Origin of the sequence: Pseudomonas sp. IT-P218 (assembly GCF_949767605.1) — a bacterium.
Lineage (GTDB): Bacteria > Pseudomonadota > Gammaproteobacteria > Pseudomonadales > Pseudomonadaceae > Aquipseudomonas > Aquipseudomonas putida_AE.
On the sequence record NZ_CATKQQ010000044.1, the window covers coordinates 101131 to 123210 of the forward strand.

At 60.8% G+C, this 22080-nt stretch carries 17 protein-coding genes; 5 read left to right on the forward strand and 12 right to left on the reverse strand.

The window, feature by feature from the left end; genetic code table 11:
• The first annotated feature begins 7 nt into the window (after positions 1-7).
• From ACM6I6_RS20900 to nadE, 3 genes are all read left to right on the forward strand, one after another.
• Positions 8-910, forward strand: coding sequence for a LysR family transcriptional regulator (locus ACM6I6_RS20900; protein WP_274076815.1), 903 nt, complete (start codon positions 8-10; stop codon positions 908-910).
• Positions 911-1103: 193 nt separating this feature from the next.
• The gene (pncB, locus tag ACM6I6_RS20905) at positions 1104-2318 is read left to right on the forward strand and encodes a nicotinate phosphoribosyltransferase (RefSeq protein ID WP_414920661.1); all 1215 of its coding nucleotides are present in this window, start codon (positions 1104-1106) and stop codon (positions 2316-2318) included.
• A gap of 4 nt (positions 2319-2322) precedes the next feature.
• Complete coding sequence (nadE, locus tag ACM6I6_RS20910) at positions 2323-3150, forward strand: ammonia-dependent NAD(+) synthetase (RefSeq protein WP_323607454.1); 828 nt, start codon at positions 2323-2325, stop codon at positions 3148-3150.
• A gap of 151 nt (positions 3151-3301) precedes the next feature.
• On the opposite strand, the gene azu is transcribed toward nadE, so the two are convergent.
• On the reverse strand, positions 3302-3748 hold the full coding sequence (gene azu, locus ACM6I6_RS20915) for an azurin (protein WP_274076812.1): 447 nt from the start codon (positions 3746-3748) through the stop codon (positions 3302-3304).
• A gap of 344 nt (positions 3749-4092) precedes the next feature.
• Between azu and ACM6I6_RS20920 the strand changes: the two genes are divergently transcribed.
• Positions 4093-4680: a TIGR00730 family Rossman fold protein gene (locus ACM6I6_RS20920; RefSeq protein ID WP_274076811.1), complete on the forward strand. Its 588-nt coding sequence runs from the start codon at positions 4093-4095 to the stop codon at positions 4678-4680.
• A 69-nt stretch (positions 4681-4749) separates the two neighbouring features.
• The gene (locus ACM6I6_RS20925; RefSeq protein ID WP_046819824.1) at positions 4750-4929 is read left to right on the forward strand and encodes a hypothetical protein; all 180 of its coding nucleotides are present in this window, start codon (positions 4750-4752) and stop codon (positions 4927-4929) included.
• 78 nt (positions 4930-5007) lie between these two features.
• Here the strand turns inward: ACM6I6_RS20925 and ACM6I6_RS20930 are convergent, their stop codons facing one another.
• The 11 genes from ACM6I6_RS20930 to rnr form a co-directional block, all read right to left on the reverse strand.
• The gene (locus tag ACM6I6_RS20930) at positions 5008-5895 is read right to left on the reverse strand and encodes a transglutaminase family protein (RefSeq protein WP_323607455.1); all 888 of its coding nucleotides are present in this window, start codon (positions 5893-5895) and stop codon (positions 5008-5010) included.
• Positions 5895-8381 carry a circularly permuted type 2 ATP-grasp protein gene (locus tag ACM6I6_RS20935; RefSeq protein WP_323607456.1) on the reverse strand — a complete coding sequence of 829 codons (2487 nt, stop codon included), beginning with the start codon at positions 8379-8381 and terminating at the stop codon, positions 5895-5897. The genes ACM6I6_RS20930 and ACM6I6_RS20935 overlap by 1 nt, the downstream gene beginning before the upstream one ends.
• 88 nt (positions 8382-8469) lie before the next feature.
• On the reverse strand, positions 8470-11745 hold the full coding sequence (locus ACM6I6_RS20940; RefSeq protein ID WP_414920662.1) for a DUF2126 domain-containing protein: 3276 nt from the start codon (positions 11743-11745) through the stop codon (positions 8470-8472).
• A gap of 381 nt (positions 11746-12126) precedes the next feature.
• Positions 12127-14430, reverse strand: a complete 2304-nt coding sequence (locus ACM6I6_RS20945; protein ID WP_274076807.1) for a YgiQ family radical SAM protein — start codon at positions 14428-14430, stop codon at positions 12127-12129.
• A 190-nt stretch (positions 14431-14620) separates the two neighbouring features.
• Positions 14621-16018: a replicative DNA helicase gene (gene dnaB / locus ACM6I6_RS20950; RefSeq protein ID WP_008058980.1), complete on the reverse strand. Its 1398-nt coding sequence runs from the start codon at positions 16016-16018 to the stop codon at positions 14621-14623.
• A gap of 135 nt (positions 16019-16153) precedes the next feature.
• On the reverse strand, positions 16154-16600 hold the full coding sequence (rplI, locus tag ACM6I6_RS20955; protein ID WP_008058981.1) for a 50S ribosomal protein L9: 447 nt from the start codon (positions 16598-16600) through the stop codon (positions 16154-16156).
• A gap of 19 nt (positions 16601-16619) precedes the next feature.
• Positions 16620-17513, reverse strand: coding sequence for a hypothetical protein (locus tag ACM6I6_RS20960; protein ID WP_046819829.1), 894 nt, complete (start codon positions 17511-17513; stop codon positions 16620-16622).
• 36 nt (positions 17514-17549) lie between these two features.
• Positions 17550-17780: a 30S ribosomal protein S18 gene (gene rpsR / locus ACM6I6_RS20965; RefSeq protein ID WP_002551829.1), complete on the reverse strand. Its 231-nt coding sequence runs from the start codon at positions 17778-17780 to the stop codon at positions 17550-17552.
• 28 nt (positions 17781-17808) lie between these two features.
• Positions 17809-18231, reverse strand: a complete 423-nt coding sequence (gene rpsF, locus ACM6I6_RS20970; RefSeq protein ID WP_003217491.1) for a 30S ribosomal protein S6 — start codon at positions 18229-18231, stop codon at positions 17809-17811.
• A gap of 307 nt (positions 18232-18538) precedes the next feature.
• A complete protein-coding gene (rlmB, locus tag ACM6I6_RS20975; protein WP_007973273.1) occupies positions 18539-19306 on the reverse strand; it encodes a 23S rRNA (guanosine(2251)-2'-O)-methyltransferase RlmB in 768 nt (255 codons plus the stop codon).
• On the reverse strand, positions 19303-21930 hold the full coding sequence (gene rnr, locus ACM6I6_RS20980; protein WP_274076806.1) for a ribonuclease R: 2628 nt from the start codon (positions 21928-21930) through the stop codon (positions 19303-19305). The genes rlmB and rnr overlap by 4 nt, the downstream gene beginning before the upstream one ends.
• Positions 21931-22080: the final 150 nt, after the last annotated feature.

Consider the following 22080-nt stretch of genomic DNA (forward strand, 5'->3'; position numbering starts at 1 on the left):
ATCGCCCATGCTGAACAAACGCTATTTGCCCTCGATCGCTGCGCTGCAGTGTTTCGAGGCCGTGACCCGCCACCTGAGCTTCACCCGGGCCGCGGAAGAGCTGAACCTGACCCAGAGCGCCGTCAGTAAACAGGTGGCGCAACTGGAAGAGCTGTTGCAGCACCTGCTGTTTCGCCGGGTTCGCCGACGCCTGCAAATGACGCCAGCCGGTGATCTGTACCTGGTGGAAGTACGAAAAATCCTCACCCAGGTCGAGATGTCGACCCATTACCTGCGTTCCTACGGGGGTGAAACCGAAGTCCTGCGCGTCTCCACACCCTCGACCTTCGGCGCACGCTGGCTGGTGCCTCGCCTCAAGGGTTGGCGCCTGCGTCATCCGTCGATCCACCTGGACCTGTGCAACGAACAGGAAGCCGACGACCTGCTGCAAGGGCGCAGCGACCTGGCGTTCTACTTCGGCCAGGGTTCACGCCCCGGTACAGAATGCCTGAAACTGTTCAGCGAAGAGCTGGTGCCCGTGTGTGCGCCAGGCAGCCTGCCCGACACGCCGTTCACCGACCCGACGCAACTCACCGACCTGGTCCTGCTGCAAAACGCCTCCCGCCCCCAGGCCTGGCACGACTGGTTCGACAGCCAGGGCTACCACACTGAACACAGCTACCACGGCCCGCGTTTTGAAACTTTCTACATGTGCATCCGCGCGGCGCAGGTCGGCTGCGGGGTGGCGCTGCTGCCACGGTTCCTGGTGGAAGAGGAACTGGCCGACGGCAAACTGGTCATTCCCTGGCAGCATGCAATGCCTAGCACCGACGCCTATTACCTGGCGTATCCCGAACATTCGGCGGAAGTGCCCAAGGTGCGCGATTTCGTGAAGTGGATGCTGGAGCAGGTTGATAGCCCGGAAATTTAGCGTTGCACGCCATCCCTGTGGGAGCGAGCTTGCTCGCGATGACGTCACTTACACTCAACACTTTAATTGACTGTCAGTCCGCTATCGCGAGCAAGCTCGCTCCCACTGGGATCCGATGCAGACTAAAAAATTACTGGCAATCCCTATCATCGTTATGCGCCACTAGCCTTATTCCATGTGGAGAACCCCCGTTATGAGCGAGAGTGTGTTTGCCGATCGCATCGTGCAGAACCTGCTCGACACCGACTTCTACAAACTGACGATGATGCAGGCGGTGCTGCACAACTACCCGAACGTAGAAGTCGAATGGGAGTTTCGTTGCCGTAACAGCGAGGATTTGCGCCCCTATCTGGCGGAGATCCGTTTCCAGATCGAACGGCTGGCCGAGCTGAGCCTGAGCGCCGACCAATTGGGTTTCCTGGAGCGCATCAGCTTCCTCAAGCCGGACTTCCTGCGCTTTCTCGGGCTGTTTCGCTTCAACCTGCGCTACCTCCACACCGGTATCGAAAACGGTGAACTGTTCATCCGCCTGCGTGGCCCGTGGTTGCATGTGATCCTCTTCGAAGTGCCAATATTGGCGATCGTCAGCGAAGTGCGTAACCGCTATCGCTATCGGGAAATCGTCCTGGAGCAGGCCCGCGAGCAGCTCTATCGCAAGTTCGACTGGCTGACCGCCAACGCCAGCGGCGACGAATTGTCCGAGTTTCAGGTAGCCGACTTCGGCACGCGCCGGCGCTTTTCGTACCGGGTGCAGGAAGAGGTTGTGAACGTGCTCAAGCACGACTTCCCCGGGCGTTTCGTCGGCACCAGCAACGTGCACCTGTCCCGGGAGCTGGAGATGAAGCCGCTGGGCACAATGGCCCACGAATGGATCATGGCCCACCAGCAACTCGGCCCGCGGCTGATCGACAGCCAGATTGCCGCCCTCGATTGCTGGGTCCGCGAATACCGCGGCCTGCTGGGGATCGCCCTGACCGACTGCATTACCCTCGATGCCTTCCTCGGCGACTTCGACCTGTTTTTCGCCAAGCTCTTCGACGGTTTGCGCCACGATTCCGGTGATCCGGTGCTCTGGGCAGAGAAGGCCATCGCCCACTATCACAAGCTCGGCATCGACCCGATGAGCAAGACCCTGACCTTCTCCGACAGCCTGACGCTGCCCAGGGCACTGGAAATATTCCGCGCGCTGCGGGGTCGTATCAATGTCAGCTTCGGCATCGGCACCAACCTGACCTGTGACATTCCAGGTGTTGAACCCATGAGCATCGTGCTTAAAATGACCGCCTGCAACGGCGCGCCGGTGGCAAAAATCTCCGACGAGCCCGGCAAGACTCACTGCAAAGACCCGAATTTCGTCGCCTATTTGCGACATGTTTTCCAAGTTCCTGCCCCCTCTAGCAAGGAGTGAATTCATGCAAGCCGTACAGCGTGAGATTGCTGAACAGCTCAAGGTACAACCGCCGTTCGCCGACGAAGCCGCCCTCGAAGCGGAAGTCGCAAGGCGGATTACCTTCATCCAGGATTGCCTGGTCAATTCCGGGCTCAAGACCCTGGTGCTGGGCATCAGTGGCGGTGTCGACTCACTGACCGCCGGCCTCTTGGCCCAGCGCGCCATGCGTGAACTGCGCGAGCGTAGCGGTGACGACAGTTACAAGTTCATCGCCGTGCGCCTGCCGTACGAAACCCAGTTCGATGAACATGACGCCCAGGCCTCTGTGGACTTCATCAAACCGGACGAGCGCCACACGGTGAACATCGGCCCGGCGGTCAAATCCCTGGCCAACGAAGTCGCGGCGTTCGAAGGCAAGCACGCGGTGTCGGTGGATTTCGTGCTCGGCAACACCAAGGCGCGCATGCGCATGGTCGCCCAGTACACCATCGCTGGCGCAGCCCATGGCCTGGTGATCGGCACCGACCACGCGGCGGAAGCGGTGATGGGTTTCTTCACCAAATTCGGTGACGGTGCCTGCGACCTGGCACCTTTGAGCGGCCTGGTGAAAAACCAGGTCCGCGCCATCGCCCGCAGCTTCGGTGCGCCGGAATCGCTGGTGGAGAAAATCCCGACGGCCGACCTCGAAGACCTGTCACCGGGCAAACCAGATGAAGCGTCCCATGGCGTGACCTATGCCGAGATTGACGCCTTCCTGCACGGTGAGCCGGTGCGTGAGGAAGCGTTCAAGATCATCGTCAATACGTACAACAAGACCCATCACAAGCGGGTGATGCCGTTTGCGCCGTAAGCTGCCGACACCTGTAGGAGCTGTCGAGTGAAACGAGGCTGCGATCTTTTGACTTTGTTCAAGAGCAAGATCAAAAGATCGCAGCCTTCGGCAGCTCCTACAAGTACAAAAAAAGCGTCCCAGGTGGACGCTTTTTTTGTACGCATTTCGATTACTTCAGGGTAACCGTACCTTTCATCATCGAGATGTGGCCTGGGAACGAGCAGAAGAAACCGTATTTTTCATTGGCATCGAGCTTCGACACATCGAAGGTCACAGAATCGGTTTCCTTGGCGCCGATGACCTTGGTGTGGGCGATAACGCGCGCGTCACCTTCCTTCAGGTAGTTCTTGTCGATGCCCGCGCTCAGGCCGTCGGTGGCGATCGGCTGCATGTCGGCTTCTTTGCTCAACACCCAGTTATGGCCCATGACGTTCTTCGGCAGGTTGCCGGAGTGAGTCAGCTTGACGGTAAAGGTCTTGCAGCTCTTGTCGATTTCCATGGCCTTGGTGCTGAAGGACATTTGATCGGTGGAATCAATGGTGGTCTCGCACTCGGCAGCCATCAATTGGCTGCTGGCCAGTGTCAGCAGGGATACCGCAACAAGTTTGGCAAACATGGTGAATCTCCAAGGCAGGGTGAATGAAAAATGCGAATGAACAGAAGACTGCCTGAAAACTTCGCAAGTTCCTATGACCTGAAGCAAAAATTGTATACAACTTTCGGGCTATGAGACCGATCGAGACAATCTACCAGCCAGGCGTCTGCCCCGGCCCTATCATCAGACCGTCCTCATTTTTCGGAGCGTCTGTCATGTCCATCAACAGCCTGTTGTGCAGCTTGCTCGCCGCCTATGCCTGCGGTGCCAGCGGAACCTGCGAAACGCCCAGGCGCGAAGTTTAGCCCTTGGAGCGCAGCGCGCCTGCCTTTACTCTGTGGCCCTGATCGACCCTGGAGTAAAGCATGTCTCTAGCATCCGTTTGTGTTTTCTGCGGCGCCAGCACTGGCACCAACCCGGCTTATCGTGAAGCAGCCGTGGCCCTCGGCCAGGCACTGGCCGAACGCAAGCTGACCCTGGTCTACGGCGGTGGCGCCGTGGGGCTGATGGGCATTGTTGCCGACGCGGCATTGGCGGCCGGCGGCGAAGTGATCGGCATCATCCCGCAGAGTCTCAAGGACAAGGAAATCGGCCACAGCGGCCTGACCCGCCTGGAAGTGGTCGACGGCATGCATGCGCGCAAGGCGCGGATGGCCGAACTCAGCGATGCCTTCATCGCTCTGCCCGGCGGCCTGGGCACCCTGGAAGAATTGTTCGAAGTCTGGACCTGGGGCCAATTGGGCTACCACGGCAAACCGCTGGGTTTGCTGGAAGTGAATGGTTTCTACAGCAAACTCACCGGTTTTCTCGATCACATCGTCGGCGAAGGCTTCGTTCGCGCAGCACACCGTGACATGCTGCAGGTGAGCGAATCGCCGCAGACGCTGCTCGACGCCCTCGATCGCTGGCAGCCGACTGTACCGCCCAAGTGGGTCGAGCAAAAACCCGACTAACGACTTGGCACCGATACAGGGCAGAATACGCGCCGCTCAAACCTCACCTTCGACCCCAGAGGATCGCCCATGGCCAAACCCAATTACTCCTTCGCCAAACGTCAGAGAGACCTGGCCAAGGAACAGAAGAAAGAGGAAAAACTTCAGCGCAAGAAAGCAATGGCTGACGAAGCGGCACTGAACCCTGACGGTGAAGTTGCGGCAGATGACGATGTTGACGCACCGAAAGATCAGGCGCCAGACGCCTGAGTCCCTCCGGGCCGGATGATCTGATCAGGCCCACGGATCTGTGACCGGGGTTGGCAGCTTTGCTGCTGACCCCCGCTCCTACAATGGCATCACTGTGACGCGGACTTCCGGATCATGGTTGCCGCCCCCCAGAATGACCCCACGCAACGGCGACACATCGGAGAAATCCCGGCCCCAGGCCAGGGTGATGTGCTCCAGCGCCGGTTGTACATTGTTGGTCGGATCGAAATCCACCCATCCCGACACCGGGCAATACACCGACACCCAGGCATGGGAAGCATCGGCACCGATCAATCGCGGTTGGCCGGGTGGTGGCTGGGTCAGCAGGTAGCCGCTGATATAACGCGCGGCCAATCCACGGGAGCGCACGCAAGCGAGCATCAGGTGCGCGAAGTCCTGGCACACCCCACGCCGGCGTTCCAGCACTTCCACCAAAGGTGTCGCGACCTGCGTCGCTTCGGCATCGAAAGTAAACTCGCTGAAGATTTTCTCCATCAAGGCCTGGACGCCGAGCAACAGCGGCCTTCCTGCCGGAAAGCAGCTCTCGGAAAACTCGACGAAGTTGCGCTTCAGATGCACATAAGGGGATTCGAACCGGTAACGGCAGGCTTCGAGCATTTCGGGCGCAAGCGGCTGGCTGCTGTAGGTCAGCGCGCTGCGGGTGGCTTCCCACGCTGGAGACCGATTGAAGTCGACCACGGGGCGGGGCAGCACTTCGATCGTCAGGCTGGCGTTGACCAGCAGTTCATCATGGGGACGTTCGAACGCCAGGCGGGTCAGCGGATTGCCGAACACATCCAGTTCATCGCGGCGCGACGTCGGGTCCGGGCTGATCTGCAGTTGCTGATCGGAGCAATGCTGCCACGCACAAGGCCTGGGCCACAGATGCGCCAGCTGCTGGGCCAGGGACACCGGGCTGTCGTAGTGATAATGGGTATCGTGGAAAATCTGGTAGCGAGCGCTCATCAGACGGACACCGTGCGCTGGCTGACATCATCAACGTGGGCAAAGTGACGCAAGGCCAGGCGATCCGAAACCTGCCCGCTGGCATCGGCGATTTCTTGCAGCAGATCGGCCAGCCCTTCGATGGCGGCGCGCACGCTGGTGGCGCCAAACAACGGGTTCTCCAGGCAGGCCAGGTCGAAACGCGCCAGACGCTCCACCAACTGCGCCAGGCCCGCCTCGCGAGGGGTACCAAAATCGTCGCACAGGTGCTTGAGCGTGCGGGTCACCAATTTCAACTGGAACAGTACCGCATGCGGGTTTTGCTCATCGAGCAACAACAGGTCGAGCACCGGGATCAATTGCGCCACCGCGAGGTACCTCGAACGATAGGTGATGCTGCTGTTGCCCAGCTCCAGCAACCATTCCAGCCCCGCCTGATCGAAAGCCCCGGCGCCTCGCAGGAACGCCGCCAGGCTGCCACTGAGAAACTGCAGGCGCTCGATGCGCCGGCCGATCATCAGGAATCGCCAGCCCTCGTCCCGGGTCATGTCGTCCAGGGCAAAACCGGACAGTGCCGCCAGGGACATCACCAGCCGGTTGAGGAAGTCCAGCAGCTCACCGAAGTCTGGCTCCTCGGTCTCGAGTTCCATCGCTTCGCGTTGCAACTCCACCAGCGCCTGCCAGTTTTCCCGCGAGAGTTTGCCCCGCACCTGCGAGGCCGCCCATTGCAAACGCTGCAGGTTGGAACGCAGGCTGAACGGCCAGTCAGCACCGAGTATCGCGGCCAGCAACCGTTCGGGCAGTTCACCTTCATCGGGTAGCAGGTTCAGTCGCTCGCCAAGATCAACCGCGGCGTCCAGGGCCTGTGGGTCATCGCCGTCGACATACCGCGCCAGCATGATGCGCAGCAACCGTGCACTGTCATCGCAGCGTTCGCAGTAGCGGCCGAACCAGAACAGGTTTTCCACGACTCGCGAGGGCAGATACGGATCGCGACGCACCAGATCATGCACGCCGATGTTGCGTTGGGTTTTCCACTGTTCGCCGCTGGGTGGGCGATTCCCCAGCACCCAGGTGTCTTTGCTTGCACCGCCCCGCTGCATCGACACCACTTCGGCATCCGCCTCGGCGGCCACACGGGTTAAACCACCTGGCAACACCCGATAACCTTCGTGACTGGCCACCGCATACACACGCATGCCGATGGCCCGGGGTTGCAATTGCCCATCCTCGGCCTGCCAGACAGGCGCCTGGGACAGCTGGGCAAGTTCTTGCGCAACATAGGCATAAGGGCGCGCCTGCATGCGCTCGGCGAGCTCATCGCGCTGTAATTCACTCAAATCCCTACCAAACACCGGTGCAAAGCTCTGGGACGGAAAGGCTGGCTTTATCAGCAGTTCCGGCAGTTTTTCCAGGGCCTGGGCCAGCACAGGCGCTTCACCGCACCACCAGGTGGCGATGGACGGCAGGATCAGCTCTTCGCCAAACAGGAATTGATTGATCTTCGGCAGGAAACCCAGCAATCCCGGCGACTCCAGCACCCCGCTGCCGAGGGCGTTGGCCACCAGCACCCGCCCCTGCCGCACGGCCTCAAGCAGCCCTGGTACACCCAGGGCGGAGTCGGTGCGCAATTCCAGCGGGTCGCAGAAGTCGTCGTCGAGCCGGCGCATGATCGCGTGGACCCGACGCAGGCCGCTCAGGGTCTTCAGGTAGACCGTGGCATCACGCACCGTCAGGTCGCCGCCCTCCACCAGCGGATAGCCGAGCTGCCGCGCCAGGTACAGGTGTTCGAAATAGCTTTCGTTGAAACGCCCCGGCGTCAGCAGGACCACCAGGGGCGCCTCTTCATCGCTGGGCGCCTGGCGGGCCAGGGTCTCCTGAAGGGTGCGGAAAAATCCGGCCAGGTGCTGCACCTTCAGGTCACGGTACAACTCGGGGAAGGCCCGGGACACGATAGTGCGGTTTTCCAGGGCGTAGCCAGCTCCGGACGGCGCCTGAGTGCGGTCCGCCGTTACCCACCAGCGGCCATCGGGCGTACGCGCCAGATCCACGGCGTACAGATGTAAAAAGGCGCCGTCAGGCGGCTGGATGCCCTGACAGGGCCAGAGGAAATTGTTGTGGCCAAAGACCAGCTCGGCCGGCAGCAGCCCCTCGGCGATCAAGCGTTGCGGGCCATAGAGATCGGCCAGCACGGCATTGAGCAGGCGCGCACGCTGGGCGATGCCGGCGGACAATTGCTCCCACTCATCGGCGGCAATCACATGGGGCAGCAAGTCCAGCTCCCAGGGTCGATCGGCGCCCTTGGGATCGGCATAGACGTTATAGGTGACGCCGTTTTCCTGGATCTGCCGGGCCAGCAGCGCCTGACGCTGCACCAACTGCGCGGGCGTGCTGCGCTGCAACTGGTCGAACAGCCGACGCCAGTGCGGCCGTACGGCCCCGCTGTCGTCGAGCAATTCGTGATAGGTGCCCGCCGTCAGCGGGTAGCGGTCTAGCAGGTCTGGCATGGAAAGCTCGGCAGACAGCAATGAACGGTCAGACTAACGCACGCTCATGACACCCGGATAGACGAAAAATCCGGGCGTCGCGTACGAATTAGAAACGTCGCAAATCGAGTGTCATCGGAAGCTCGTCGTTAATTTCCATATTCGGTATCGGAAGTTTCCCCGGCGTGTGTCCGATACGGAAAAAACGCGCCATTCGCCGACTCTCGGCTTCATTGGCGTTGACGGGCAAGGTCTCGTAATTGCGCCCGCCCGGATGGGCGACGTGGTACTGGCAACCGCCCAGCGAACGGCCCATCCAGGTGTCGAGCAGGTCGAACACCAGCGGCGCATGGACCGGGATGGTCGGTTGCAGACAGTTGGCCGGTTGCCAGGCACGGAAGCGCACCCCGGCGACGAACTCGCCAACCCGCCCGGTGGGCTGCAACGGCACAGGTATGCCGTTGCAGGTCAGCAGGTAGCGTTGCGGCGGCAGTCCGCTGAGCTTTACCTGCAGGCGCTCCAGGGACGAGTCCACGTAACGCACCGTGCCACCGACCGCGCCCTCCTCGCCCAGCACATGCCACGGCTCAAGGGCCTGGCGCAGTTCCAGCTCGATGCCATTGACGGCGTAGTCGCCGACCCTGGGAAAGCGGAATTGCAGGTGCGCCGCAAACCACTCGGCCCGCACCTGATAACCGGCGGCATTGAGGTCGACGATAACGTCGGCGAAATCCTGTTCGATAAAGTGCGGCAACAGGAATCGGTCGTGCAACTCCGTGCCCCAGCGCGCCAGTTTCGGCGGCGCATAAGGCTCGCGCCAGAACCGTGCGACCAACGCCCGCAGCAATAGCTGCTGGGCCAGGCTCATGCGTGCATGGGGCGGCATTTCAAAGGCCCGCAACTCCAGCAAGCCCAGGCGACCGGTCGCGCCATCCGGCGAATAAAGTTTGTCGATGCAGAACTCGGCGCGATGGGTATTGCCGGTCACGTCGATCAACAGGTTGCGCAGCAATCGATCCACCAGCCAGGGCGCGCACTCCTCGCCCACCTCGGGCATCTGGGCGAAGGCAATTTCCAGTTCATACAAGGCGTCGTTGCGTGCTTCGTCGATACGCGGGGCCTGGGAGGTGGGCCCGATGAACAGCCCGGAAAACAGGTAGGACAGCGACGGATGGTTATGCCAGTAGCTGATCAGGCTGCGCAGCAAATCCGGACGCCGCAAAAACGGTGAGTCAGCCGGAGTCGCGCCACCCAGTACGAAGTGGTTGCCCCCACCGGTGCCGGTATGCCGGCCGTCGATCATGAATTTCTCGGTGGTGAGTCGGGTCTGGCGCGCTTCCTCATATAGAAACTCGGTGCGTTCAACCAGTTCGTCCCAGGTCGCCGAAGGCTGCACGTTGACTTCGATCACGCCCGGATCAGGGGTGATGCGAAAGTTGCTCAGGCGCGGATCGCTCGGCGGCTCGTAACCTTCCAGCAACACCGGGCAATGCAGCTCCTCGGCGGTGGCTTCGATGGCTGCGACGAGTTCCAGATAGTCTTCGACCCGCTCCAGCGGCGGCAGGAACAGGTACAACCGGCCTTCCCGCGCTTCGGCGCAGAACGCGGTGCGGGTCAGCCAGTCGGCGGACTCATCGACCTTCGGCACCCGATCTTCAGTCAGCGCCGCCGTGCCCTGGCGCTGCAGTTGCCCGGTGTCAGGCAGCGGCGGGAAATCCTGGTTCGGATCGTTGGGGTGAATGAACGGATACTCCGCCGCCTTCACCCACGGTTGTGAACCCAGTGGCAGGCGATACCCCAGCGGCGAGTCGCCCGGCACCAGCCGGCAGTGCTCGTCACGCAGATACCAGCGCCCGCTTTGCCATTGATCGCCCTTGGCGGTGCGCGCGAGCGGCAGGACCTGGCCAATCACCTTGTCCAGGCCCTGGCTGAAGACTTTGCGCAACCGCGCGCGCTCCAGGGGCTCCTCGAGTCGCGAGTCTTCGGCGCTGACGTTCTGCGGCAAAGTGCCTTCGCGCCAGAGGTAATAGAAATTGTCTTCGTACGCAGGGAACACAAAACGTGTCGGAATTTTCAACCGCTCGGCGACACTCGCCAGGAAACGCCCGGCCAATTCGCCATTGGCGCCATAATCCTGCTGCTCGTCGGCGATCAGCGCGCTGTTGTGCCAGATCGGCACACCGTCGCGGCGCCAATAGCAATTGAGCGACCAGCGTGGCAGTTGCTCGCCGGGGTACCACTTGCCCTGGCCAAAATGCACCAGGCCTTGCGGGGCATAACGTTTACGCATGCGCTGGAACAGTTCGGCGGACAGCTGGCGCTTGGTCGGCCCCAGTGCCGCGGTGTTCCACTCGGCGCCATCCGGGTCATCGATGGACACGAACGTCGGCTCACCGCCCATGGTCAGGCGCACATCGCCCGCCAGCAGGTCGGCGTCGATCTGCCGGCCAAGGGCCTGGATCGCCTGCCACTGCTCTTCGGTGTAAGGCTTGGTGACCCGCGGAGCTTCCCAGATCCGTTCCACCGACATTTCGTGGCTGAATTCGCACTCGCACGGTTCCACCAAGCCGCTGATCGGTGCCGCAGAGGACGGATCGGGACTACAGGCCAATGGTATGTGTCCTTCACCGGCAAACAGCCCCGAGGTCGCATCCAGGCCGATCCAGCCGGCACCGGGCAGATACACCTCGCACCAGGCGTGCAGGTCGGTGAAATCCACGTCGGTCCCGGAAGGACCATCGAGACTTTTCAGGTCAGCGGTCAGTTGAATCAGGTAACCCGACACAAAACGCGCGGCCAGCCCCAGGTTGCGCAGCAGTTGTACCAGCAGCCATGCCGAATCGCGGCAGGAGCCGGAAGCCTGCTCCAGGGTGTGCTCGGGCGTTTGCACCCCCGGCTCCATGCGGATCAGGTAGTTGATGTCTTCGCTCAGGCGCTGGTTGAGCGCGACGAGGAAATCCACGGCCGGCAATGGTGTGCGGTCGATGCCGTCCAGATAAGCCTGGAACTTCGGCGTCAGGGGCAGGGTTTCCAGGTACGGGGCCAATTCCTTGCGCTCGTCGCTGGCGTAGGCGAATGGGATCTTTTCGGCGTAGGGCTCGAGGAAAAAGTCGAACGGATTGAACACCGCCATTTCTGCCAGCAGATCGACTTCGATGCGCAGCTCGTCGGTTTTCTCAGGGAACACCAACCGCGCCAGGTAATTACCCTGGGGGTCCTGCTGCCAGTTGATGAAATGCTGTTCGGGCGAGACTTTCAGCGCATAGGAGAGTATCCGCGTGCGACTGTGGGCGGCCGGACGCAGGCGAACAATCTGCGGACCCAGCTCGACAGCGCGGTCATAGCGATAATGTGTGACGTGATGCAATGCGACATGAATCGACACGGCGTGCCTCCTGCGAGCCCTAAGCGTATTGGAAAGCGCGCAAGACTTATGCCATCGCGCAGTGCTGGCGCTTTCTCCCGTTGCAGGAGGCAGTACAGCACCAAAATCGGGCGATGCGGGAAATTGGTTTGAGAGAGTTGCACGTAAATGTGGCGATCGGGGTAGTCACCCTGCTTCAGCGTTGGCTGTACCGGCCTCTTCGCGAGCAAGCCCGCTCCCACAGTGGTTGAGCTTGCCTGCGATTATGTGTTCGCAACAGAACCTGTGGGAGCGGGCTTGCTCGCGAAGAGGCCAGTCGCCCGACACATTTCAGGGATCAGTGCAGTACGCAATGCAAAACGCCAACCCGAAGGTTGGCGTTCTGTTCAGCTCAAGCGCAGCTTAGCGCGGCACAACCGGCTTGCGCGCAGGCTTGGGCCCTTTGCCTTTGGCCGCTTCCTTGCGCTCCTTGGCCGCCTGCTGGTTGCGGGCGAATGCCGCCGCCTTGGCTTGCTCACGCTTGTCCCACGGGTTGCCGCCATCGCTGGCGCGTGGTGGCAGGCCGGTGTGCTGGGTCAGGATCTTGGTGGTCTTTTCCCCTGCAACCTTGTGGCTGCCGGCCGGCGTCGAGTTCTTGCGACGGGCGCTCTGGTAGCTGTCGGTGGACGGCTGGTGCAGCGGGATAAGCTGGTTCTTGCCCGGCCCGATCAGGTCGGCGCGGCCCATGCGGGTCAATGCTTCACGCAGCATCGGCCAGCCCTTCGGGTCGTGATAACGCAGGAACGCCTTGTGCAGACGGCGCTGCTCTTCGCTCTTGACGATGGTCACCGCGTCGCTCTTGTAGGTGACCTTGCGCAGCGGGTTCTTGCCCGAGTGGTACATCGCGGTGGCGGTGGCCATCGGCGACGGATAGAACGCCTGCACCTGGTCGGCACGGAAACCGTTGCCCTTGAGCCACAGCGCCAGGTTCATCATGTCTTCGTCGGTGGTGCCCGGGTGGGCAGCGATGAAGTACGGAATCAGGTACTGCTCCTTGCCTGCTTCCTTGGAGTACTTCTCGAACATGCGCTTGAACTTGTCATAGCTGCCGATGCCCGGTTTCATCATCTGGTTGAGCGGACCTTCCTCGGTGTGTTCCGGGGCGATCTTCAGGTAACCACCGACGTGGTGGGTCACCAGCTCTTTAACGTATTCCGGCGACTCGACCGCGAGGTCATAGCGCAGGCCGGAGGCAATCAGGATCTTCTTCACACCCGGCAATTCACGGGCGCTGCGGTACAGCTTGATCAGGGCAGAGTGGTCTGTGTTCAGGTTCGGGCAGATGCCAGGGAACACGCACGATGGCTTGCGGCACGCGGATTCGATTTCCGGGGTCTTGCAGGCGATGCGATACATGTTCGCGGTCGGGCCACCCAGGTCGGAAATCACGCCGGTAAAACCGGGGACCTTGTCGCGAATTTCTTCGATCTCGCGAATGATCGATTCGTGGGAACGGTTCTGGATGATCCGGCCTTCGTGCTCGGTGATCGAGCAGAAGGTGCAGCCACCGAAGCAGCCACGCATGATGTTCACCGAGAAACGGATCATGTCGTAGGCCGGGATTTTCTCCTTGCCGTACGCCGGGTGCGGAATACGGGCGTAAGGCATGCCGAACACGTAGTCCATTTCTTCAGTGGTCATCGGAATCGGTGGCGGGTTGAACCAGACATCGACTTCGCCGTGCTTCTGGACCAGGGCACGGGCGTTACCCGGGTTGGTTTCCAGGTGCAGCACGCGGTTGGCGTGGGCGTAGAGCACCGCGTCGTTGCGGACCTTTTCTACCGAAGGCAGGCGGATCACCGTCTTGTCGCGGGTCATCTTCGGGCTTGCCAGGATCTGCACGACCTTGGCTTCCTGCGGGTCTTCAACCGGACCCTTTTCCTGCTCGATGGCGCAGGCCTGGGTGTCCTGGGTGTTGACGTACGGGTTGATGATCTTGTCGATCTTGCCCGGACGGTCGATGCGCGTGGAGTCGACTTCGTACCAGTCTTTTGGCGTGTCACGACGGATGAACGCGGTGCCGCGCACGTCGGTGATGTCTTCGATCTTGTGACCGTAGGACAAGCGCTGGGCGACTTCGACGATCGCACGCTCGGCGTTGCCGTAGAGCAGGATGTCGGCGCAGGCGTCGATCAGGATCGAGTTGCGTACCCGGTCCTGCCAGTAATCGTAGTGGGCGATGCGGCGCAGGGACGCTTCGATGCCGCCAAGAACGATCGGCACGTTTTTGTAAGCTTCCTTGCAGCGCTGGCTGTACACCAGGCTCGCGCGGTCCGGACGTTTGCCCGCCATGCCACCTGGGGTGTAGGCGTCATCGGAACGGATTTTCTTGTCGGCGGTGTAGCGGTTGATCATCGAGTCCATGTTGCCGGCCGCGACACCGAAGAACAGGTTCGGCTCGCCGAGCTTCATGAAGTCGTCTTTGGACTGCCAGTTCGGCTGGGCAATGATGCCGACGCGGAAGCCCTGGGACTCCAGCAGCCGGCCGATGATCGCCATGCCGAACGACGGGTGATCGACGTACGCATCACCGGTGACGATGATGATGTCGCAGGAATCCCAGCCAAGCTGATCCATCTCCTCCCTGCTCATGGGCAGGAATGGCGCTGGCCCGAAACATTCGGCCCAGTACTTGGGATAGTCAAATAACGGCTTGGCTGCTTGCATGTCGATAACCGGTGTTGGCTTTCATTGAATTTCGCGGGCGCGGAATATAGCACAAATTTTGACCAATTCCGACGGCTGTGGTCGGAAATTGCGTCGCCCCTATCGCGAGCAAGCTTGCTCCTACAGGTACGACGCGCCCCCTGCAGGCGCTGGCTTGCCAGCGATGGGGCCCTTCAGGACGCCATATAACTTATTCGTCGTCGTCGAAGTTATAGCTACCCGGCGCCAGGTTCTCGAACCGCGTGTACTTGCCGATAAAGGCCAGGCGAATAAAGCCGATCGGCCCGTTCCGCTGCTTGCCGATGATGATTTCGGCAATGCCCTTGTGCTCGGTCTCGGGGTGATACACCTCGTCGCGATACACGAACATGATCACGTCGGCGTCCTGCTCGATCGCTCCGGATTCGCGCAAGTCGGAGTTCACCGGGCGCTTGTTCGGGCGTTGTTCCAGGGAACGGTTGAGCTGGGACAGTGCCACCACCGGGCAGTTGAATTCCTTGGCCAGGGCTTTCAGGGACCGGGAGATCTCGGAAATCTCGTTGGTTCGGTTGTCACCGCTGGAACCCGGGATCTGCATCAGCTGCAGGTAGTCGATCATGATCAGGCCGACTTCGCCATGCTCACGCACCAGGCGGCGGGTGCGGGCGCGCATTTCCGACGGACTGATGCCCGCGGTATCGTCGATGAACAGCTTGCGATCGTTGAGCAGGTTGACCGCTGAGGTCAGGCGTGGCCAATCGTCGTCTTCCAGCTGACCGGAACGGACCTTGGTCTGGTCGATACGCCCCAGGGACGACAGCATACGCATGATCAGCGATTCGCCTGGCATCTCCAGCGAGTAAACCAGAACCGCCTTCTCGCTGCGCAACACGGCGTTTTCCACCAGGTTCATGGCAAAGGTGGTCTTACCCATGGACGGACGGCCGGCGACGATGATCAAGTCGGCCGGCTGCAGGCCGCTGGTCTTCTCGTCGAGGTCGGTATAGCCAGTGGACAGGCCGGTGATGGCGTTGTCGGTGTTGAACAGGGTGTCGATGCGGTCGATGGCCTTGGTCAACAGGTCATTCACACCCACCGGGCCACCGGTTTTCGGCCGGGCCTCGGCGATCTGGAAGATCTGCCGCTCGGCCTCGTCGAGAATCTCGGCGGCGGTACGGCCTTCCGGGTTGAACGCGCTATCGGCGATTTCGGTGCTGATGCCGATCAGCTGGCGCAAGGTGGCCCGCTCACGAACGATCTGCGCATAGGCCTTGATGTTGGCGACCGATGGCGTGTTTTTCGCCAGTTCGCCCAGGTAACCAAGGCCGCCGACCTGGGACGTCTGGCCTTCCTTGTCCAGTTGCTCGGACAGGGTCACGACGTCGATCGGCATGTTTTGATCGGCCAGCTTGGCGATCGCACGGAAGATCAGGCGGTGGTCATGTCGATAGAAATCGCCGTCGGAGACTTGATCGAGCACGCGCTCCCAAGCGTTGTTGTCCAGCATCAGACCACCGAGTACAGCCTGTTCGGCTTCGATGGAATGCGGCGGCACCTTCAGCGCGGCGGTTTGCAGATCGTATTGCTCAGGAGCGGAAATTTCGTTCATGGCCACTTGGTTTGTTAAGGAAAAGCAGGGGTTTGAAAACAGGTGTTACCAGAAAGACAAAGGGCACGACCTGTGAACAGGATCGTGCCCGATGTTACCGGCAAGCACCCGAGGGTGCCAGCCGACAAGTGCTGCTTAAGCTGCTACCACGACAACGCGTACGGTGGCTTCAACTTCGGCGTGCAGGTGCACGGCTACGTCGAATTCACCTACGTTACGGATAGTGCCGTTCGGCAGACGAACTTCGCTTTTCGCTACTTCAACGCCGGAGGCGGTCAGTGCGTCAGCGATGTCGTGAGTACCGATCGAACCGAACAGCTTGCCTTCGTCGCCAGCGGTGGCAGTGATGGTCACTTCCAGCTCGGCCAGTTGGGCAGCGCGGCTTTCAGCCGACGATTTACGATCTGCTGCGGCTTTTTCCAGCTCGGCACGACGCTCTTCGAACGCAGCCAGGTTGGCTGGGGTCGCAGCGGTAGCTTTGCCGTAAGGCAGCAGGTAGTTACGACCGTAACCAGCCTTAACGTTCACTTTGTCACCCAGGTTGCCCAGGTTGGTGACTTTTTCCAGAAGGATCAGTTGCATGTGAAAATCCTCTTAACTTTTAACCTTCACCGTTCGCATCATCGGCGTCTTTCGGCGCCAGACGACCGCGAAAATCAATCAGGCTGTCGACGATGGCCAGGACCACCAGCAACGGATAGATCAGCTGCATGAACAGCAACAGCGTGACGTACAACCCCACCAGCCAGAATTTGGCCAGTCGCTTTTGCGCCACCAGCCCGTGAATCAGGGCCAGCCCGGCGAAAACCAGCGGTACGCTGCACAACGGTACAAGCATGGACATCTGGACACCGAGATTCGGTGACACAACCATGCCCGCCAGCAGCAACATCGCGGGACCCAGCGGGATTCGGACGGCGCGAAACTCGCGACCAAAACCACCGGGGTTGTACAACAACGCCTGCCAGTAGCGCCCGACAATCAGGCTCAGCACACTGACGATTTGCAACAGGGCCGCAATCAGGCCGGTCAGGATCGGTGTAATCAGGGACGCGAAACGCGCTTGCTCGTCTACCGACATCTGCTGGTAGACATCACCGAGTAGCGACGGCATGACTTTTATCAAAGCCTGCGCCAGCATCTCGATCTGGGGACCAAAAGCCATCCCCAGCACCACTGAAAACACCACTCCCATCGCTATGCTGACCAGCAGCACGCGGTTCCAGGACTCGCTTGCGCGCAAAACCAACGCAAGGCTCGCAGACCCCAGCAGCACCAGAAGTGCCCGTGGGTCGTCGGAGTAAAGCCACCAGATCAATGCCGGCAGCAGTCCCAGAGCAAGAACGCCGAGGGCGTCCTTCAATCCGCGCCGCAGGAGCACAAGGCATCCGGCGGCAGCACCCAACCAATACAACAACGGCAATGCCGCGCATCCAGCCACTACGAGAGTGGCCTGCATACGGCCCCGCATGATGAACTCAGCTAAGGCACGCATACATTCAATCCTTTGCTACGTGTCGACTGCCCGGTCTCAGCGGCCGTGGCTGTCGGTGTAGGCCAGCAGGGCCAGGAAGCGGGCGCGCTTGATAGCGGTGGCCAGCTGACGCTGATAACGTGCTTTGGTACCGGTGATGCGGCTTGGAACGATTTTGCCGGTCTCGGATACGTAGGCTTTCAGAGTGTTGAGATCTTTGTAATCGATCTCTTTCACGTCTTCAGCGGTGAAGCGGCAGAATTTACGACGACGGAAGAAACGTGCCATTTGATAGGCTCCTTAAAAGGTCCGTGGATTACTCGTCAGCGTTATCGCTGTTGTCGCTGTCATCACTGTCAGCGCTTTCAGCGCCTTCGTGCTCAGGACGGTCGCGACGCTCACGGCGCTCACTGCGGTTTTCTTCAGCCTTGAGCATCTCGGATTGGCCGGTAACGGCTTCTTCGCGACGGATGACCAGGTTACGGATCACTGCATCGTTGTAGCGGAAGTTGTCTTCCAGCTCGGCCAGGGCCTTGCCAGTGCACTCAACGTTCAGCATCACGTAGTGAGCCTTGTGAACATTGTTGATTGCGTAGGCCAGTTGACGACGGCCCCAATCTTCCAGACGGTGGATTTTGCCGCCGTCTTCTTCGATCAGCTTGGTGTAACGCTCAACCATGCCGCCGACTTGCTCGCTTTGATCCGGGTGGACCAAAAAGATGATTTCGTAATGACGCATGAATGCTCCTTACGGGTTGTAGCCTGCCGCTCAAAAGCGGTCAGACAAGGAGTGAATGACACTTATGGACTTGAGGACGCTAGACACGTGGGTGCCTGCCATCACAGCAAGGGGCGCAATTGTAGAGAAGGGGCGTGGGAGGCGCAAGGGAATTGGTGATTATTTGAACAACCCCCAATTCATGCCACACCACAAAACACTGTAGGAGCGGGCTTGCCCGCGAAAGCGGCATTCAATCCAGCATCGTTGCTGAATGTTGCTCCGCTTTCGCTGGCAAGCCAGCTCCTACAACGGATGTGCGTTCAGCTCAGGATTTTTTGGCGGCAGCCTTGGCCTTGACGCTGCGCTGACGCTGCGCTTCGAACAGGCACACGCCCGTCGCCACGGACACGTTGAGACTGCTGACGCTACCGGCCATCGGCAGGTTCACCAGGTAGTCGCAATGCTCGCGGGTCAGGCGACGCATGCCTTTGCCTTCGGCGCCCATGATCAGGATGGTCGGGCCGGTCAGGTCCTGGTCATACAGGCTGACCTCGGCTTCCCCGGCCGTACCGACAACCCACAAACCACGCTGCTGGAGTTTTTCCAGGGTGCGCGCCAGGTTGGTCACGGCCACCAACGGAATCACTTCTGCGGCACCGCAGGCGATTTTTCGTACAACCGGCGTCAGGGTCGCCGACTTATCCTTCGGCACGATCACGGCCAGCGCGCCCGCCGCATCGGCGGAACGCAGGCAGGCGCCAAGGTTGTGCGGATCGGTCACACCGTCGAGCACCAGCAACAACGGCGCGCCGTCGGTGCGATCGAGCAACTCGTCGAGCATCGCCTCGCCCCAGACCTGGCTCGGACTCACGTCCGCGACCACGCCCTGGTGCACGCCTTCAACCCAGGCGTCCATTTCGCGGCGCTCGGCCTGGCCGACCTGGACGCGGTTTTCGTTGGCCAGCTCAATCAGCGTCTGGACCCGAGGGTCATTGCGACCTTCGGCCAGCCAGATCTGCTTGACGCGTTTCGGGTGATGACGCAACAACGCTTCTACAGCATGCACGCCATAGATTTTTTCCAACTGACTCATGGCTTGGCCTTAGGTTTACGCGCCCCGCCACTCTTGGCTGGAGCCGAGCCCGCTTTTGGCGGGCCTTTACGATGTTTGCTCGGTTTGGCTGGCTTGCCGCCGGCAGCCTTTTCAGGCGCCGACCGTCCGGTCTTTCCCGCAGACGCCGCTTTACCGCCGCTTTTCGCGCCGGCGAGCAACGCCTGCTTCATTTCACGGCTCTTGCGCACTTCAGCGTTTTTCGCCGCCGCATCACTCGGGCGATAAGCCTCGACTGCCTTTTCCTTGGCAGGACGACGACCGGTTTTCGCCGGGGCCGGCTCTGCTTCGGCTTTCGCTGCAGGCGCTGCGGTTTCGGTGCCACGCTTTTTGCGGCCGATCGGCGCGCTGATGGTTTTTTCAGCCATCTCGAAGTCGATCTTGCGCTCGTCGAGGTCGACGCGCATGACCCGCACTTCAACGGTGTCGCCCAGGCGGAAACTGCGACCGGTACGCTCACCGGCCAGGCGGTGGTGCACAGGGTCGAAGTGGTAGTAGTCGCCCGGCAGCGCAGTGACGTGCACCAGGCCTTCGACGTAGATGTCGGTCAGCTCGACGAACAGACCAAAGCCGGTGACGGCAGTGATCACCCCCGGGAACGACTCGCCCACGCGATCTTTCATGAACTCGCACTTGAGCCAGTTCACCACATCGCGGGTCGCTTCGTCGGCACGGCGCTCGCTCATCGAGCACTGCTCGCCGAGCTGCTCCAGGGCCGCCTCATCGTACGGATAGATGCGCGCCTTCGGAATGGTCATCGCACCGGCACGGCGAACGTGCGGAGTGTCCTGCTTCGAATGGATCACGCTGCGGATCGCCCGGTGCGTGAGCAAGTCCGGGTAGCGGCGGATCGGCGAAGTAAAGTGGGTGTACGCCTCGTAATTCAGACCGAAGTGGCCCTGGTTATCGGCGCTGTACACCGCCTGGCTCAGCGAACGCAGCATCACGGTCTGGATCAGGTGGAAATCCGGACGATCCTTGATGCCGGCCAGCAACGCCTGGTAATCCTTCGGCGACGGGCCGTCCTTGCCTTTGTGCAGGGACAGGCCGAGCTCGCCGAGGAAGGCGCGCAGTTTTTCCAGGCGCTCCGGTGGCGGGCCGTCGTGCACGCGGTACAACGCAGGAATCTCGTGCTTCTTGAGGAATTCGGCGGTGGCCACGTTGGCCGCCAGCATGCATTCCTCGATCAGCTTGTGCGCGTCGTTGCGGATGGTCGGACGGATTTCCGCGATCTTGCGCTCGGAACCGAAGATAATCCGGGTTTCCTGGGTTTCAAAATCGATCGCGCCACGTACATGACGAGCGGCCAGCAACACCTTGTACAGCGAATACAGCTGTTTGAGGTGTGGCACCACATCGGTGTATTCGCCACGCAGCTTGCGCGCCTCGGTGGCTTTCGGCGTTTCCAGCATCGCGCTGACCTTGTTGTAGGTCAGGCGGGCGTGGGAGTGGATCACCGCTTCATAGAAGCAGTAGTCGGTCATCTCGCCGGATTTGGAGATGGTCATCTCGCAAACCATGGCCAGGCGATCGACCTGCGGGTTCAGCGAGCACAAGCCGTTGGACAACTGCTCAGGCAGCATCGGAATCACGCGCTCGGGGAAGTACACCGAGTTGCCGCGAACCTGCGCCTCGGCATCCAGCGCCGAACCGAGCTTCACGTAGCTGGATACGTCGGCAATCGCCACGTACAACTTCCAGCCGCCGGAGAACAGGCGCAGCTTGCCCGGACGGGCTTCGCAGTAGACCGCGTCATCGAAGTCGCGGGCATCTTCGCCGTCGATGGTGACGAACGGCAGGTGACGCAGGTCGATGCGTTTCTCTTTGTCTTTCTCTTCGACTTCCGGCTTGAGCTTGCCGGCTTCCTTGAGCACGGCGTCAGGCCAGACGTGAGGAATATCGTAGGTGCGCAGGGCAACGTCGATTTCCATGCCCGGCGCCATGTAGTTGCCCACGACTTCGACCACGTCGCCTTGCGGCTGGAAGCGTGGCGTCGGCCAGTGAGTGATCTTCACTTCAACGAACTGACCGATCTGCGCGTTGGCGTTACGGCCCGGCGTCACCAGCACTTCCTGCTGGATCTTCGGGTTATCCGCGACAACGAAACCGATACCACCTTCTTCGAAATAGCGACCGACGATGGTCTCGTGGGCACGGGACACCACTTCGACGATCATGCCTTCGCGGCGCCCGCGACGGTCCAGCCCGGAAACACGCGCCAGTGCACGGTCGCCGTCGAACACCAGGCGCATTTGCGCCGGGCTCATGAACAGGTCGTCGCTGCCGTCGTCCGGCACCAGGAAACCGAAGCCGTCACGGTGACCGCTGATGCGGCCCAGGATCAGGTCGAGCTTGTCCACCGGCGCATAGGTGCCGCGACGGGTATAGATGAGCTGAGCATCGCGCTCCATGGCGCGCAGGCGGCGGCGCAGGGCTTCGATCTGGTCTTCCGTGGTCAGACCAAACTCTTCGACCAGTTGCTCGCGGTTAGCAGGCGAACCCCGATCAGCAAGGTGCTGAAGGATCAGTTCGCGGCTAGGAATGGGGTTTTCATATTTTTCCGCTTCACGAGCGGCCTCGGGATCGAGGGACTGCCAATCGGCCATTAGAGAGTTTTCACCTTGTCTATATACGGGTTAGTTTGGCATAGGCGTAATGAAACGGGAAATTTCAGGCTAAGACGCCCCATCTAAAGCCCTGTATCGACACCAGAATGTTGATTTGAATACCACTGGTGAAATTTTTCAGGTTTTTTT

Coding starts and splice junctions, on each gene's coding strand:
- ACM6I6_RS20900 (WP_274076815.1), top strand. CDS start 8: ATGCTGAACAAACGCTATTTGCCCTCGATCGCTGCGCTGCAGTGTTTC.
- pncB (WP_414920661.1), top strand. CDS start 1,104: ATGAGCGAGAGTGTGTTTGCCGATCGCATCGTGCAGAACCTGCTCGAC.
- nadE (WP_323607454.1), top strand. CDS start 2,323: ATGCAAGCCGTACAGCGTGAGATTGCTGAACAGCTCAAGGTACAACCG.
- azu (WP_274076812.1), bottom strand. CDS start 3,748: ATGTTTGCCAAACTTGTTGCGGTATCCCTGCTGACACTGGCCAGCAGC.
- ACM6I6_RS20920 (WP_274076811.1), top strand. CDS start 4,093: ATGTCTCTAGCATCCGTTTGTGTTTTCTGCGGCGCCAGCACTGGCACC.
- ACM6I6_RS20925 (WP_046819824.1), top strand. CDS start 4,750: ATGGCCAAACCCAATTACTCCTTCGCCAAACGTCAGAGAGACCTGGCC.
- ACM6I6_RS20930 (WP_323607455.1), bottom strand. CDS start 5,895: ATGAGCGCTCGCTACCAGATTTTCCACGATACCCATTATCACTACGAC.
- ACM6I6_RS20935 (WP_323607456.1), bottom strand. CDS start 8,381: ATGCCAGACCTGCTAGACCGCTACCCGCTGACGGCGGGCACCTATCAC.
- ACM6I6_RS20945 (WP_274076807.1), bottom strand. CDS start 14,430: ATGCAAGCAGCCAAGCCGTTATTTGACTATCCCAAGTACTGGGCCGAA.
- dnaB (WP_008058980.1), bottom strand. CDS start 16,018: ATGAACGAAATTTCCGCTCCTGAGCAATACGATCTGCAAACCGCCGCG.
- rplI (WP_008058981.1), bottom strand. CDS start 16,600: ATGCAACTGATCCTTCTGGAAAAAGTCACCAACCTGGGCAACCTGGGT.
- ACM6I6_RS20960 (WP_046819829.1), bottom strand. CDS start 17,513: ATGCGTGCCTTAGCTGAGTTCATCATGCGGGGCCGTATGCAGGCCACT.
- rpsR (WP_002551829.1), bottom strand. CDS start 17,780: ATGGCACGTTTCTTCCGTCGTCGTAAATTCTGCCGCTTCACCGCTGAA.
- rpsF (WP_003217491.1), bottom strand. CDS start 18,231: ATGCGTCATTACGAAATCATCTTTTTGGTCCACCCGGATCAAAGCGAG.
- rlmB (WP_007973273.1), bottom strand. CDS start 19,306: ATGAGTCAGTTGGAAAAAATCTATGGCGTGCATGCTGTAGAAGCGTTG.
- rnr (WP_274076806.1), bottom strand. CDS start 21,930: ATGGCCGATTGGCAGTCCCTCGATCCCGAGGCCGCTCGTGAAGCGGAA.